Raw genomic sequence first — 13,403 nt, 5'->3', positions numbered from 1 at the left:
AGCAGGCGCTCAGAACGCCGCGATGCCGGTCTGGGCGCGCCCGAGGATGAGCGCGTGGATGTCGTGGGTACCTTCGTAAGTGTTGACGGCTTCAAGGTTGAGGACGTGGCGGATCACGTGGAATTCGTCCGCGATGCCGTTACCCCCATGCATGTCCCGTGCCACTCGCGCGATGTCGAGGGCCTTGCCGCAGTTGTTGCGCTTGATGATCGACACCATCTCGGGCGTGGCGCGCCCTTCGTCCATGAGCCGGCCGACGCGCAGTGCTGCCTGAAGGCCGAGCGCGATCTCCGTCAGCATGTTGGCGAGCTTCAGCTGGATGAGCTGGTTCGCGGCCAGGGGCTTGCCGAATGCCTTGCGGTCGAGCGTGTATTGCCGCGCCGCGTGCCAGCAGAACTCGGCCGCGCCCATGGCGCCCCAGCCGATGCCGTAGCGCGCCTTGTTGAGGCAGCCGAACGGACCCTTCAGGCCCTTCACGTTCGGAAGCAGGTTCTCTTGCGGCACGAATACATCCGCCATCACGATTTCGCCCGTGGGCGAGGCGCGCAGGCTGAACTTGCCCTCGATCTTGGGCGCCGTGAGGCCCTTCATGCCCTTCTCGAGCACGAAGCCGCGGATCTCGTTCTCGTCGTCCTTCGCCCAGACCACGAAGACATCCGCGTAGGGCGAGTTGCTGATCCACATCTTGGCGCCGTTCATCACGTAGCCGCCGTCCACCTTCTTCGCGCGCGTGACCATGCCGCCGGCATCCGAGCCGAAGTCGGGTTCGGTGAGGCCGAAGCAGCCGAGGAACTCGCCCGTGGCGAGCTTCGGCAGCCATTTCTGGCGCTGCTCCTCGGTGCCGTACGCATGGATCGGGTGCATGACGAGCGAGGACTGCACGCTCATGCCGGAGCGGTAGCCGGAGTCCACGCGCTCGATCTCGCGCGTGATGAGGCCGTAGGAGACGTGGTTCACGCCCGCGCAGCCGTAGCCTTCGATCGTGGGGCCAAGGAAGCCCAGCTCGCCCATCTCGTTGAAGACTTCGCGGTCGAACTTCTCTTCGCGGAAGGCCTTCGTCACACGCGGCAGGAGCTTGTCCTGGGAGTAGGCACGGGCGCTGTCGCGCACCATGCGCTCCTCTTCCGTGAGCTGCCCGTCGAGGAGGAGGGGATCGTCCCACTGGAAAACGGGCTTCATGTCGTTCGGCTTCATCTCAATGTCCCATGGGGCTCTCGCCCGTCGCGTTGCGCACGCACTTCATGAACGCGCGGCCGGCGTTGGCCTCGCAGGCCTTGAACGCGGTGACTTCCTTCGTACAGCGCGCGGCCTCCGTGCCTTCGTATCCCTCGCATTTGAGCGGGTTCTCCAGCAGGTAGCTCCGGTCGCAGGCGAAGTGCTCCTCGCCCTTCACCGCCCCGCACTGCTTGTACATCACCTCGTGGCGTTCGCAGCGCGCCTTGCCGACGCCCGACTGCCTGGAGCAATCGCTCGTATGCGCCCCGGCAGGCAGGGCGCAGGCGAGGATGGCAGCCGCGATCGCACGGCGCATCAGGACGCGCCCCCCGCATCCATCTGCGACTGGAGGTAGTTCTGGATGCCGACCTGCTCGATCAAGCCGAGCTGGGTCTCGAGATAGTCGATGTGCTCTTCCGTGTCCTCGAGGATTTCCTCGAGGATCTCGCGCGACACGTAGTCCTTCACGGTCTCGCAATAGGCGATGTCTTCCTTGAGGGCCGTCTGCGAACCGCGCTCGAGCTCGAGGTCGGAGGCGAGCATCTCCGGCGTGTTCTCGCCGATGCCGAGCTTGCCGAGGTTCTGCAGGTTGGGGAGCCCGTCGAGCATGAGGATGCGCTCGATCAGCTTGTCCGCGTGCTTCATCTCCTCGATCGACTCGTGGTACTCGTGGTCGCCGATCTTCTTCAGGCCCCAGTTCTTGTACATGCGGGCATGGAGGAAATACTGGTTCACCGCGGTGAGCTCACGCGTGAGCTGCCCGTTCAGCAGCTGGATGACTTTCTTGTCGCCCTTCATGGTCGTGCTCCCGGCTGGTTTCGCAGGCGACATTTTAGGCGGCGCGGTGCGTGACCACAAACGCGCGGAATGTCATCGATTCGCGTTTGCGGCGCGCTTCGGCGGCGCGAATTCCTTTTGCAGCCAGTTGTCGAGGAGATCCTTCTCGAAGCGCAGCGATTCCGCGCTGGTCGGGCTCGATCCCCACATGAAGGACGAGTCGCGGAGATCGCGGTGGCCTTCCTTTTCGGTACCGCCGTCGGCGCGCAGCAGCTTGAAGTCGAGCGAGATGCGCGGCGGATACATGTCCCTCACCACGCGGACCTCGTTCGGGCCCACGCCGCCAAGGCGGAAGTCGCCCGCCATGTCGATGTCGGTGATCGAGAGCTGCAGGCGGGTGCCGGCCGGAATGCGGTCGGGGACCTCGCGCTCGAGGTGGCGGCGCAGCTCGTGGGCCAGGCCCTCGCGCTCCTTCACGTTGGCCATCGTGGAGACGCGGAAGTCGGTGAACTTGGCGAGGTCGCCGAACGTGACCTCGACGCGCGGCGGATCGGCGGCTTGCGCGGCGGTTGCGAACAGCGCTGCCGAGATCAGCAGGATGGAACGGAAAGAACTCATGGTCTTGCTCCTTCCGGGGGCTAGGGAGTCCCCCACATGCGCAACAGGTTGTGATACACGCCCGTGAGCGACACCAGCGTCGGATCGTCCGGCCGTTCGGAGGAGAGGCGGACGATCGCCATGTCCAGGTCGAAGAGCAGGGCGCGCTGCGCGTCTTCCCGCACCATGCTCTGGATCCAGAAGAAGGACGCCACGCGGGCACCCCGGGTGATGGGCTCCACGCGATGCAGGCTGGTGGCCGGGTAGAGCACCAGCGAGCCCGCTTCGAGCTTCACGCGCTGCACGCCGTACGTGTCCTCCACGAGCAACTCCCCACCATCGTACTCCGAGGGTGGCGACAGGAAGAGCGTGGCCGAGATGTCGGTACGGATGCGAACTGCCGTCGGCTTGTGCCCCCGCATCGCGGCATCGACGTGGCTGCCGAAGGTCATTCCTTCCCGGTATCGGTTGAACAGCGGCGGGAACACCTGCTTCGGCAACGCGGCCGACATGAAGAGCGGGTTCTTCGACAGCGCGATGAGGATCGTCTCGCCCAGCTCGCGCGCCAGCGGGCTTTCTTCCGGGATCTGCTCGTTGTACTTCGCCTTGGCCGACTGGTGGCCGGAGGTGACGTTGCCGTCCACCCAACCCGAGCTGTCGAGGCGCGAGCGGAAGTGGGCGACTTGTTCCGGCGTAAGCAGGCCGGGAATCTGGAGAAGCATGGTCGTGGCTGCCTTTAGGGTGGCTGGACGCGAATACTTTTAGAACGAGTAGCGCAGGGTCACGGCGTACGTACGCGGCTCGCCGGGGATCACGCGGTTCGGGTTGTTCTGGTAACCCCCAATGTAGTACGTCTTGTCCGCGACGTTGGTCACGTTGAGGCGCACTTCATAGTTGGCCTTCACGTAGGCCGCCGTCAGGTCGACGATGGCCGCCGCGGGCACTTCACCCGTGTTGGCGTCGTTCAGCCAGAAGCCCGACGTGCCGCGCACGCCGCCGCCGATTTCCCAGCCGCCGGCGAACTTGTACGTGGTCCAGACGTTGCCAGCGACATCGGCGACTCCGAGCGGCGTCTTGCCCTGGTTCGCGTTCGACGACACGATCTTGCCCGTCATGAACGCGATGCCGCTGTAGACCTCCCAGTTGGGCAGGATGTTGCCGGCGAACTGGATCTCGATGCCGTCGACGCGGCGCTTTCCGGTCAGCACGGTGGCGCCCGTCTCGTCCAGGCGGCGCGCGTTGGTCTTCTCGTTGCGGAAGATCGCGCTGCGGATCTGCAGGCCGTCGGCGAAGTCCCAGGTCGCACCCATCTCGTAGCCCACGTTCTTCTCGGGATCGAGGTTCTCGTTGGTCGGGTTCAGGTTCGTGCCGTTCTGGCCATACACGGCCAGCTCGCCCGACGGGTTGTACGAGTTGCCGATCGAGACGTAATAGGACTGCGTCGTCGTCGGTTGCCAGATGATGCCGCCGCGGCCGCTCCACATCTTCTCGGTGCGGTCGAAGGGGCCGGTCGCGATGGTGCCCGCGATGATGTTCTCGGTGCGCGCTTCGGCCTTGAAGTGGTCGTAGCGCACGCCCAGCAGCGCCTTCCACTGGTCGCTGAACTCGAACTGGTCCTGGAAGTAGAGGGCCGCGGTGGTGCCTTCGGCCAGCGCACGAACGCCCGGGGTCTTGGTGTAGGTGAGCTCGGTGTTCGGGTCCGGGTTGAGGAACGGCGTGAACGACGTCGGAGCTTGGGTGCCGGCCTGGTTGGGGTTCGCGTCGAGGACGTAGCCCACGCGATCGAGCTTCTCGCGCGCGAGCTCCATGCCGGTGAGGATCGTGTGCTTCACGCTGCCGGTCTGCAGCTTCCAGCTGATGTCCGTCTGGTTGATGAACGCCGTGTCGTCGTTGTCGCGCGTCCTGCCCGAGTCGTGGTTGCGCTGGACGCGCAGCAGCTCCATCGGGGTGTTCGGCGTGACCGGCGCGCCGTTCATGTCGGTGCCCGAAAGCGTGGAGATGGTGGCTTCCACCTGGCGCTCGTACTTGGCGAGGCGAGTGACGTTCCGCAGGCTCACGTTCCGGTCGATGCGGTAGTCGATCCGCGCCGTAAAGATGTTGGTCTCGTGGTTCGCGTAGTCGTGCTTGGCGTAGCCGTAGTAGTTCTCGGGCGACACCGGCGGCATCTCGAACATGCCGTTGCCGGTGAAGGCCGGCGTAAGCGAAGGCTGGCCGTAGTCGGTCACGTCCTCGGTCTTGAGGTAGTAGTAGGACAGCGTGATCTCGAGCGGGTGGCCGATGCCGAAGCGCACGCTCGGCGCCAGGCCGTAGCGCTTCACGTCCTGCGGGTAGCGGTAGGAGCCGGAATCTTCCCAGAGGCCGACGATGCGCGCGGCATTGTCCTCGCCCACGGGCACGTTGAAGTCCGCCGTGAGGCGCTTCCGGTCGAAGTTGCCGAACGTGAACGCGGCTTCGTTGCGGCTGATGACGCCCGGGACCTTCGAGGTCTGGTTGATGATGCCGCCGGTGGCGCCGCGGCCGAAGATCAGCGCGGACGGGCCCTTCAGGACTTCCACCGTCTCGGTCGCGAAGAGGTCGCGGTTGTATTCGCCGAGGTCGCGGACGCTGTCGATGAAGATGTCGCCGCCCGCCGGGAAGCCGCGGAGGTAGAACACCTGGTTCGCCTGCGTGCCTCCTTCGCCCGCGGCGTAGGTCACGCCGGGGACGTTACGCAGCGCGTCGGAGAGCGACGTGGCGTTCTGCGAGCGGATCAGCGCCTCGGGCACCGTGTTGATGAACTGCGGGATGTCGCGAAGCGGCGTCTCGGTCTTGGTGGCCGTGGTCGTCACCTCGACCTTGAAGCCCGGGTCGACGGTGCTCTTCACCTTCACTTCGGGGAGCTGCGTCTCCTTCTTGTCCTTGTCGTCCTTCTTCTCGGCCGGCGGCGTCTGTGCCATCACGGCGAGCGGCAGCGCGCAGGCGAGGCCGAATGCCGCGGGGGCGAACTGGTTGCGGATCACGTCGGCGAGGGTGCGCGTCTGGAACGGAATGCTGCGGGTGGTGCTGGGGCGTTGTGCCATTTTTCTCTCCCGGAAAAAATGCTTGGAGGCTGGCTTGCCCGCGGAGGGCTGGCTGGCGCGAAGGTGCTGCGTTCGAAAAACCGAATCAGTGGGCGGCCGCCCTCCGGCGCGAGGCGCGAAGAAGGACCACGACGACGATCGCCAGCACGACCTGCGTGGCGAGCGCCTGCACGTTGGGGTGGATGCCGAGCCAGGACAGCGTGATGAAGTCGACGGGTGTGATCGGGATCCAGCCTGCTTCCTGCAGCGCGGCGACGCCATTGCCCGCCAGGATGATCGCGAGCACGGCGAGCAGGATGCCGCCCACCCCGAAGAAGAGGCCCAGCGGCATGCGGATCGAATAGCGAAGCATCGCGAAGGTGATGGCCGCGAGGCACACGAGCGCCACGCCGAGGCCGCCCAGGATCGCGTGCTGCTCGCCCGGCGCCTGGATCCACAGGGCCTGGTAGAAGAGCACCGTCTCGAACACCTCGCGATAGACGGCGAGGAAGGCCATGAGCGCCAGGCCCCACTTGGCCCCGGTCTCGATCCCCTGGGCGCCGCGCATCAGGAAGCCCTGCCAGGCCTGCGCGTGCGACTTGTCGTGCAGCCAGAAGCCCACATAAAGGAGCATCGCCGCGGCGACGAGGCCGGTGATGCCTTCGGTCACCTCGCGATGGGCTCCGCTGATGGCGATCAGCGTCGTCGCCACATACCAGGTCACCGCGCCGAGGGCGAGGGCGGAGATCCATCCCGCGTGCACGTACTTGAGCGCCTGGGTCTGGCCGCCGCGGCGCAGGAACGCGAGCAGCGCGGCCACGACGAGCACGGCTTCGAGGCCTTCGCGAAGCAGGATCACGAACGCCGCGATGAACGCCGCGGTGGGAGAGAGCGATCCCGAGAGCGCCTCGCGCGAATCCTCGAGGAGATCGTCCGCCTTCTTCGCCAGGGCCCGCACCTCGGCGATGGGCTTGCCGGACTTGATGGCGTTGCGGTACTCGATCATCGCGTTCTCGACGCGGCGCACCAGCGGCTCGTCGATCGTGGCGAGCGAGGATTCCACCAGCTCGAAGCCCTCGAGGTAGGCGGTGAGGGCGGCCTGGGTGGCGCCGTCGGCATCGCCCTTCGCGTAGAGCTCGACGCTGCGGGCGAGGTTGTCGCGCGCGAAATCGATCGGCGAGGGCTTGCCCTGGTCGAGCAGGGCAGGATTGGCGCGGAGATAGGCCAGCACGGCGAGCGCTTCATCGCCGCCATCGGCCTTCACTTCTCGCGGCGTGCGGCCGGCGATCGCGGATTGCGAGGTCCACTTCGCCTTCACCGCGTCGTTGGCCAGCAGCGTCTTGCCCTTGGCGCGCTCGTCGTCGGTGGTGCCGAAGTTCGACGCGACATACGCGAGCGCCCAGCGATCGGCGTCGGAGAGCTCCCTGAACGAGCGCATCGCCGTGCCTTCGACGCCGCGCGTGATCGTGTTGTAGAGGCCGTGCGCGCTGCGAAGCGACTGGCGCTCGCGGTCGTGGAAGTTGGTGGGCGCGGGATCGAGGCCCTTGGCGGCGATGCCGTCGCCCAGGCCCGTGGCCCCGTGGCACGTGGCGCAATGCTCGGCGAAAAGGGCCGCGCCGCGTGCGAGGTCGGGGGCGCGCTTCGGACCGATGGCCACCTTGTAGGCCGTCACCACGGACTGGCGGAGCTGCTGGGCGAGGCCGGCCACTTCGTCCGGCGAGGCCTTGGCCGCGATGCGATCGATGAGCGCCTTCGCGCCGGCATCGAGCTTCTCCTTGCCGGGCGTGGCGGGCAACTTGGCGATCGTTTCGGCGACGGTGGCCGCGAACTCCGTCATCTCCTTGTATTCCTCGACGCTCTTCACCTTGCCGTCCGCGACGGCGCCGTCGTAGTCCACCGCGATGTAGTCCAGCAGGTGAACGGCCAGCGCCGCATCCTGCGCGGAGGCGACAGCGGGCACGAGCAGGCAAAGGGCGACGAGAAGCCCGCGAAGGGAGCGCATGGAGGGGCTCTAGCCTTCGAGCTGGAAGTGGATCGGCACGAGCGCGACGCCGGAGATCGGACGGTCGCCCATGCGGGCGGGTGCAAAGCGCCAGCGTTTCACCGCGGCGAGCGCCGCGTCGTCGAGACGCTGCGAGCCGCTGGACTTGTGGATCTCGATACCCTCGACGCCGCCGGAGGCATCGACCCGCACGCGCAGCATCACCACGCCTTGCTCACGCGCGCGCTTCGCATACGCCGGGTAGCTCGGGGCCGGATTGTTGAGATAGGCGAGGTCCCCGCGCGGCGGCTCGACCGAGGGCGAGGGATTCGCGGCTGCGACGGCGGCCACGGGAGCGGGCACCGGCGCCTGCGGGACCGGTTTTTCTTCCAGCCGGACGGTGATGGTGTTCTCGATCACCGGCGGGTTGGGCAACCGGATTTCCGGCGGCTTCATGACCGGCATCGGCAACGGGCGGAGCGGCGTCGCGGGCTTGGGAGCCACGGGCTCGGGAAGGATCTGGACCAGCATGGGGACGTTCTTGGCCACGTAGACCACGCCCCCCATGGAGACCACGGCGATGCCCGCGATGACATGGGCCCCGATGATCATCGAGAGCACCGTGGCCCTCGAGCTCGCGCTACTGGGGTAGTAGTCCTCGGCGGTGGCGAGCCTCAATCGTCGCCCCCGGCGAAGGCCTCCGACGGGCAGGTCGCGCAATTGCGGGTGCAGGTGCGAAGGACCTTGCGCGCGTCGGGCGCGCACTTGCCGCAGCAGGTGGCCACGCCGAGGTCGCGCCGCAGGTCGTGCAGCGTGGTGCAGCCGAGCTCCACGGCGCCGCGGATTTCGCGCTCGGTGATGCCGTTGCAGTTGCAGATGTACATGGACCGGATTCTAGCTGTTTACGAATGAGCTTGCAAATGAGAAAGATTCGCAATAGGATTCGTCCTGTCGCATCCGTCAACCCCGCAAGGCCCCCACCATGAGCTCGATGCTGCCGACCTCGCCCGCTCCCGCCCCGATGCTGGACTCGCCTCCGACGCCCGTCGTCGAGAGCACCTCGCTGCTGAAGGGCCGCCCGGAGGTCGTCATCCTCCACAACGGGCGCGAGTACCGCCTGCGCCACACCCGCCTGGGAAAACTGATCCTCACGGCGTGAGCGTGGAAGCCGCCGAAACCGGCGAAGCCGACCGCCTGCTTGCGGCGGCGATCTACCTGATGAGTTGCCACGCCCGCAGCGGTTGTCCGCGCATCGCGTGCATGGTCGAGCGCCACCTGCAGCTGCTCGGCCGGCACCCCCAAGTGGGGGAGCACGTGCGCCACACCTGCCGCCAGCTCGCCGCTGCCTGGGCCACCACCGTGCATTGAGCAATCCACACCCAGATTCCCGAGGCCGGACGCGCTGCTACAATCGCGTCCATTTCACGCACCGGTATCCGGTGCGTTTTTCTTTTCGGGGAGCATGAGATGGCCAAGCGGATCACCGTCGAGGACCTCTGGAAGATCGAACGTCCCGCGCAGCCCACGCTCTCGCCCGACGGAGCCCAGGCGTGCGTCAGCGTCGCGGCTTACGACATGGAGGACAACAAGGGCCGCACGAGCCTCTGGCTCCTCTCGACCTTCGGCGGCGAGCCGCGCCGCCTCACGCACGCGGGTGAAAAGGACGGCGAGCCGCGCTGGTCGCCCGACGGCGGCACCATCGCCTTCGTGGCCAGGCGCGAAGAGGACGACGAGGCCCAGCTCTACGTGATCGCCCCCGATGGCGGCGAGGCCCGGCGCGTGACCTCGCTCGCCACGGGTGTCTCTTGCATCAAGTGGTTTCCCGATTCGAAGCGCGTTGCGTTCGTCTCGTGGGTATGGCCGAACGTGAGGGGCGCCGAAGCCCAGGCGAAGAAGCTGAAGGCCCGCAAGGACGATCCGGTGAAGGCGCACGTCGCCGAGCACTCCGCCTACCGCTTCTGGGACCACTGGATCACCGACGGCCGCGTGCCGCACCTCTTCGTGGTCGACGTGGGCTCGGGCAAGGTCCGCGACCTCTTCGAGGCCACGAAATGGGAGCTGCCGTGGAACGACACGGCTTCGCACCACTACGACATCTCGCCCGATGGCGCCGAGATCGCCTTCACCTACGATCCGGCGGCCGAAAAGCGCTTCGACCACGACTACCACGTGGCCGCGATCGAGGTCCGCACGCGCAAGGTCACGCCGCTCACCGAGCGCTCGCCCCTGTCGCACGGGAGCCCGCGCTATTCGCCCGACGGCAAGTGGATCGCGCTCTTCACCCAGGACCTTCGCAAGAGCCCGGTGGCCGCGGACCAGGTCGCGCTCGTCGACCGCCGCAAGAAGGGCGTGAAGGTGATCACCGCCGGCTGGGACCGCAGCATCGCGGCCCCGCTCGCCTGGACCGCCGACAGCGCCGCGCTGGTGTTCCATGCCGAGGACGGCGCCCGCACGCATCTCTTCCGCTTCCCGCTCGGCGCGAAGCAACCCACGGTCATCGCCCAGGGCGGGACGGTCGGCGACTTCGACGTCAACGGCGGCATGACGGTGTTCGTGCGCAACACGATGGGCTCGCCGCCCGCGGTGTTCGCGCTCGACGCTTCAGGCGAAGAACGGCCGATCGAGTCGTTCAACGCGAAGCGGATGGCCAAGTTCCGCTTCGGCAAGGTCGAGGAGCACTTCATCAAGGGCTGGAAGGGCGAGCGCGTGCAGATGTGGGTGATCTACCCGCCCGACTTCGACCCGAAGAAGAAGTGGCCGCTGCTGCACAACATCCATGGCGGCCCGCACTCGGCTTGGGGCGACAACTTCCACTTCCGCTGGAACAACCACGTGTTCGCCGCGCAGGGCTACGTGGTGGTGTGCGTGAACTACCACGGGTCTTCGTCGTTCGGGCAGGGCTACCTCGAGTCGATCGAGCACGAGCTCGGCAAGCGCGAGCTCGCCGACGTGGAGGCCGGCACCGACTACATGCTGAAGCAGGGCTTCATCGACAAGGACCGCCTGCTCGCCGCGGGCGGCAGCTACGGCGGCTACATGGTCGCGTGGATGAACGCGCACACCGACCGCTACAAGGCCTACGTGTGCCATGCGGGTTGCTTCGACTGGGTGGCGATGTTCTCCGACGATGCCTGGTACTGGCATCCGAAGGAGGTCGGGGCTTTCTACTGGGACGACTCGAAGAAGGTCGAGGCCCAGAACCCGCGCGCCCATGCGAAGGGGATGAAGACGCCGACGCTGGTGATCCACGGCCTGCTCGACTACCGCGTGCCGGATTCACAGGGCCTCGCGTACTACAACACGCTGAAGGCGAAGGACGTGCCGGCTCGGTTGGTGTTCTTCCCGGATGAGAACCACTGGATCCTCAAGCCGCGGAACTCGAAGCTCTGGTATGAGGAGTTCTTTGCGTGGCTCTCGCGCTTCGTCGTCCCTGGCGGGAAAAAGAAATAAGGCAAGGCATCATCCACGGATAAACACGGATGGATGTCTAGGGCGTTTGCGTTGTCGTCCTGACCCACATCGAGAAAGTCATCTGTGTTTATCCGTGTTTATCCGTGGATAGCGCCCTTCTTTGGTCAGGTCGACCAGACTCGCCAGAGGGCAACCGCGAGGATCACGGTCACCACGCCGGTGATGGCCGTTCGCAGGTCCACGAACCACGTGGGCAGCAATCCGCGCGAAGCGAGGTACTGGTCCGCCCCCCACGCGAAGACGAAGATCCCGATCGCCGTGCCGATCTGCTGCGTCGGCCCGTTCAGCCACAGCACGGTCCAGGCGGCGAGCGAAGGAACGGTAGAGAGACCCAGCGCGACAGCGCGCGTCATTTCGTTGCCGGCTTCTTCGCGCAGCGCCAGGCCCCACTCGATGCCGCCCAGGAACGAGAGGACCACCGCGGAGTAGGTGATGAGCGCCGCGATGGCCGGCACGCGCACGTGCGCCTCGCCGCGGAACATGAACGCGGTGGCGACGGCGAACGGGATGACTCCGGCGATCGCGAGGATCCACGCGATGCGCTTGATGCGGGCGGAGGCGAGCGGCCGGGACATGGCCGATTATCGCAGGATGGCGCCGAGCTTACCGATGAGCGCGTCGACGCTCGCCGTGTCGTGGTACACGCCGAAGCCGAAGCGCACGCGCCGGCCGCGGCGGTCGACGTAGATGCCCGCATCCACGATGCGCTTGTGGACCGCTTCCGCATCGTCGAGATCGAACGTGAGGAAGTTGCCACGCTCGATGCCCATGCCGGGCACGAGGTGCGAGGGTGCAAGGCGCGGCGAACCGATCGACGCGAGGCCGCCGAGGAAGCGCTCCTGCAGCTGCTGCGCGTGCTCGTGGATCGCCGCGGGCGTGGCACCGGCTGCCTGCATCCAGTCCATCGCCGCACCGAAGCGGTAGAGGCCCGAGGCATCGAACGTCGCGCCCCAGAAGCGCATCGCGCCTTCGGAGTAGGGCACTCGGTCGGGTGGCGGGCCACTCAGTGTCTCGAACGAGGCGAACCAGCCGGTATCCGCCGGCCGCGAGGTATTGCCGGGCGGCACGGCGAGGAAGCACGCGCCTTCGCCGCTCATCGCGTACTTGTAGCCGCCCGCGATGTAGAACGCACGATCGCGGATCAGCTCCAGGTCGACCGGCAGCGCACAGAACGCGTGGTAACCATCGATCACCACGAGGGCCTCCGGCGGCGCGGCCTCGACGATCGTGGCAAGACCGTTCACGACGAAGCCGGAATCGAAGAACACCTGCGAGAGCCAGACCATGTCCCAGCCGCCGTGCGCGCAGGCCTCGGCGAAGCGGGAAGGGAAGGTCTCGTACGGCTCCGCGGGAATTTCCACCAGCTCCACGCGCCCGGTCTCGACCAGGCGCCGCGCCTGGCGGCGGAAGCTGTGGAACTCATGCGCGCTCGCGAGCACGCGAACGGGCCGGGAGAAATCGAGGCACGAGAAGAGGCGGGCCACGAACTCGTGCGTGTTGGGCGCGAAGGCGACCTGCTTCGCGTCCTCGAGGTTGAGCAGCCGCGCGACGTGGCCTTGCGCGGCCGGGACGATCTCGCCGAAGACCTTGTCCCACTTGCGGTCGACGCGCGTGGCGGAGTCCACCCAGTACCGCTCGTGGGCGGACTGGGTGGCATCGGGCCAGGGATGGTGGCTGTGCGCCCCGAAGTGGAGCCAGCCGGGGTTCGCCGCGAAGAAGCGGGCGAAGTGCTGCGCGAGCAAGCTAGTCCTTGAAGGCTTCGACCGGGATCGAGAGCTTCACGTCGTCGCTGATGGCGGGGATGCCGTAGCTCACGCCGAAGTCGCTGCGCTTGATGGTCACCGAGGCATCGGCGCCGCACATGGCTTTCTTGTTCATCGGATGGTTGCCGCAGTTGAAGGCGCTCACGGCGAGCGTGACCGGCTTGGTGACGCCCTTCAGCGTGAGGTTGCCGCCCACCGAGACCAGCTTGTCGCCTTCGAACTTGAAGTCGCTGCCCTTGAACGTGGCCGTCGGGAATTTCTCGGCGCCGAAGAAATCGTCGGCCTTGAGGTGGTCGTTCAGCTTCGACACGCTGGTGGAGACCGAGGTCATGTCGATCGTGATGTCGGCGTTGCCCTTCTTGGCCGCGCGGTCGATGGTGATCTTGCCGCTGGCCTTGGTGAACATGCCGCGCTGCGTGGACATGCCGAGGTGCTTCACCTCGAACACGGGAACGGTGTGGGCGGCGTCCACCGAGTAGGTTTCCTGGGCGGCGGCGGGAAGGGCGGCGGCGATTGCGGCCGCGATGAGCAGGCGTTTCATAGGGGGCAGGGCTCCTGGAG

Annotated in this window: 15 protein-coding genes; 3 read left to right on the top strand and 12 right to left on the bottom strand. The window is 66.7% G+C overall.

Annotated elements, in window-relative coordinates:
• Window positions 1-9: 9 nt before the first annotated feature.
• From DSM104443_RS10855 to DSM104443_RS10815, 9 genes are all read right to left on the bottom strand, one after another.
• Window positions 10-1,194, bottom strand: a complete 1,185-nt coding sequence (locus DSM104443_RS10855) for an acyl-CoA dehydrogenase (RefSeq protein WP_171092108.1) — start codon at window positions 1,192-1,194, stop codon at window positions 10-12.
• Between the two features lies 1 nt (window position 1,195).
• A complete protein-coding gene (locus DSM104443_RS10850) occupies window positions 1,196-1,531 on the bottom strand; it encodes a hypothetical protein (RefSeq protein WP_171092107.1) in 336 nt (111 codons plus the stop codon).
• Window positions 1,531-2,013, bottom strand: a complete 483-nt coding sequence (gene bfr / locus DSM104443_RS10845; protein ID WP_171092104.1) for a bacterioferritin — start codon at window positions 2,011-2,013, stop codon at window positions 1,531-1,533. Before bfr ends, DSM104443_RS10850 begins: the two co-directional genes overlap by 1 nt.
• A gap of 72 nt (window positions 2,014-2,085) precedes the next feature.
• Window positions 2,086-2,610: a DUF3016 domain-containing protein gene (locus DSM104443_RS10840; RefSeq protein ID WP_171092103.1), complete on the bottom strand. Its 525-nt coding sequence runs from the start codon at window positions 2,608-2,610 to the stop codon at window positions 2,086-2,088.
• Between the two features lie 20 nt (window positions 2,611-2,630).
• Window positions 2,631-3,311 (bottom strand): Fe2+-dependent dioxygenase, encoded by a 681-nt coding sequence (locus DSM104443_RS10835; protein WP_171092101.1) that lies wholly within the window; start codon window positions 3,309-3,311, stop codon window positions 2,631-2,633.
• A 39-nt stretch (window positions 3,312-3,350) separates the two neighbouring features.
• Window positions 3,351-5,648: a TonB-dependent receptor gene (locus DSM104443_RS10830; RefSeq protein ID WP_171092099.1), complete on the bottom strand. Its 2,298-nt coding sequence runs from the start codon at window positions 5,646-5,648 to the stop codon at window positions 3,351-3,353.
• Window positions 5,649-5,733: 85 nt separating this feature from the next.
• Window positions 5,734-7,629: a cytochrome c/FTR1 family iron permease gene (locus DSM104443_RS10825; protein WP_171092097.1), complete on the bottom strand. Its 1,896-nt coding sequence runs from the start codon at window positions 7,627-7,629 to the stop codon at window positions 5,734-5,736.
• Between the two features lie 9 nt (window positions 7,630-7,638).
• Window positions 7,639-8,286, bottom strand: coding sequence for an energy transducer TonB (locus DSM104443_RS10820; RefSeq protein WP_246232847.1), 648 nt, complete (start codon window positions 8,284-8,286; stop codon window positions 7,639-7,641).
• Window positions 8,283-8,492, bottom strand: a complete 210-nt coding sequence (locus DSM104443_RS10815; protein WP_171092094.1) for a (2Fe-2S)-binding protein — start codon at window positions 8,490-8,492, stop codon at window positions 8,283-8,285. The genes DSM104443_RS10820 and DSM104443_RS10815 overlap by 4 nt, the downstream gene beginning before the upstream one ends.
• Before the next feature lie 98 nt (window positions 8,493-8,590).
• Between DSM104443_RS10815 and hemP the strand changes: the two genes are divergently transcribed.
• The 3 genes from hemP (at window position 8,591) to DSM104443_RS10800 (ending at window position 11,058) form a co-directional block, all read left to right on the top strand.
• Window positions 8,591-8,767: a hemin uptake protein HemP gene (gene hemP / locus DSM104443_RS10810; RefSeq protein WP_171092092.1), complete on the top strand. Its 177-nt coding sequence runs from the start codon at window positions 8,591-8,593 to the stop codon at window positions 8,765-8,767.
• A gap of 2 nt (window positions 8,768-8,769) precedes the next feature.
• A complete protein-coding gene (locus DSM104443_RS10805; RefSeq protein ID WP_171092090.1) occupies window positions 8,770-8,976 on the top strand; it encodes a hypothetical protein in 207 nt (68 codons plus the stop codon).
• 99 nt (window positions 8,977-9,075) lie between these two features.
• Window positions 9,076-11,058, top strand: coding sequence for a S9 family peptidase (locus DSM104443_RS10800; RefSeq protein ID WP_171092088.1), 1,983 nt, complete (start codon window positions 9,076-9,078; stop codon window positions 11,056-11,058).
• 125 nt (window positions 11,059-11,183) lie between these two features.
• On the opposite strand, the gene DSM104443_RS10795 is transcribed toward DSM104443_RS10800, so the two are convergent.
• From DSM104443_RS10795 to DSM104443_RS10785, 3 genes are read right to left on the bottom strand one after another with little or no spacing between them, the layout of a single operon-like run.
• Window positions 11,184-11,654 carry a DUF3429 domain-containing protein gene (locus DSM104443_RS10795; protein WP_171092086.1) on the bottom strand — a complete coding sequence of 157 codons (471 nt, stop codon included), beginning with the start codon at window positions 11,652-11,654 and terminating at the stop codon, window positions 11,184-11,186.
• 6 nt (window positions 11,655-11,660) lie between these two features.
• Window positions 11,661-12,821, bottom strand: a complete 1,161-nt coding sequence (locus tag DSM104443_RS10790; protein WP_171092085.1) for an aminotransferase class V-fold PLP-dependent enzyme — start codon at window positions 12,819-12,821, stop codon at window positions 11,661-11,663.
• A 1-nt stretch (window position 12,822) separates the two neighbouring features.
• Entirely contained in the window at window positions 12,823-13,383 is a 561-nt protein-coding gene (locus DSM104443_RS10785) for a YceI family protein (protein ID WP_171092083.1), read from the bottom strand.
• Window positions 13,384-13,403 lie beyond the last annotated feature (20 nt).

It is taken from the genome of Usitatibacter rugosus (assembly GCF_013003965.1).
Taxonomy (GTDB): Bacteria; Pseudomonadota; Gammaproteobacteria; order Burkholderiales; family Usitatibacteraceae; genus Usitatibacter; species Usitatibacter rugosus.
This window is presented reverse-complemented; position numbering and strand designations above follow the sequence as displayed.

Coding starts and splice junctions, on each gene's coding strand:
- DSM104443_RS10855 (WP_171092108.1), bottom strand. CDS start 1,194: ATGAAGCCGAACGACATGAAGCCCGTTTTCCAGTGGGACGATCCCCTC.
- DSM104443_RS10850 (WP_171092107.1), bottom strand. CDS start 1,531: ATGCGCCGTGCGATCGCGGCTGCCATCCTCGCCTGCGCCCTGCCTGCC.
- bfr (WP_171092104.1), bottom strand. CDS start 2,013: ATGAAGGGCGACAAGAAAGTCATCCAGCTGCTGAACGGGCAGCTCACG.
- DSM104443_RS10840 (WP_171092103.1), bottom strand. CDS start 2,610: ATGAGTTCTTTCCGTTCCATCCTGCTGATCTCGGCAGCGCTGTTCGCA.
- DSM104443_RS10835 (WP_171092101.1), bottom strand. CDS start 3,311: ATGCTTCTCCAGATTCCCGGCCTGCTTACGCCGGAACAAGTCGCCCAC.
- DSM104443_RS10830 (WP_171092099.1), bottom strand. CDS start 5,648: ATGGCACAACGCCCCAGCACCACCCGCAGCATTCCGTTCCAGACGCGC.
- DSM104443_RS10825 (WP_171092097.1), bottom strand. CDS start 7,629: ATGCGCTCCCTTCGCGGGCTTCTCGTCGCCCTTTGCCTGCTCGTGCCC.
- DSM104443_RS10815 (WP_171092094.1), bottom strand. CDS start 8,492: ATGTACATCTGCAACTGCAACGGCATCACCGAGCGCGAAATCCGCGGC.
- hemP (WP_171092092.1), top strand. CDS start 8,591: ATGAGCTCGATGCTGCCGACCTCGCCCGCTCCCGCCCCGATGCTGGAC.
- DSM104443_RS10800 (WP_171092088.1), top strand. CDS start 9,076: ATGGCCAAGCGGATCACCGTCGAGGACCTCTGGAAGATCGAACGTCCC.
- DSM104443_RS10795 (WP_171092086.1), bottom strand. CDS start 11,654: ATGTCCCGGCCGCTCGCCTCCGCCCGCATCAAGCGCATCGCGTGGATC.
- DSM104443_RS10785 (WP_171092083.1), bottom strand. CDS start 13,383: ATGAAACGCCTGCTCATCGCGGCCGCAATCGCCGCCGCCCTTCCCGCC.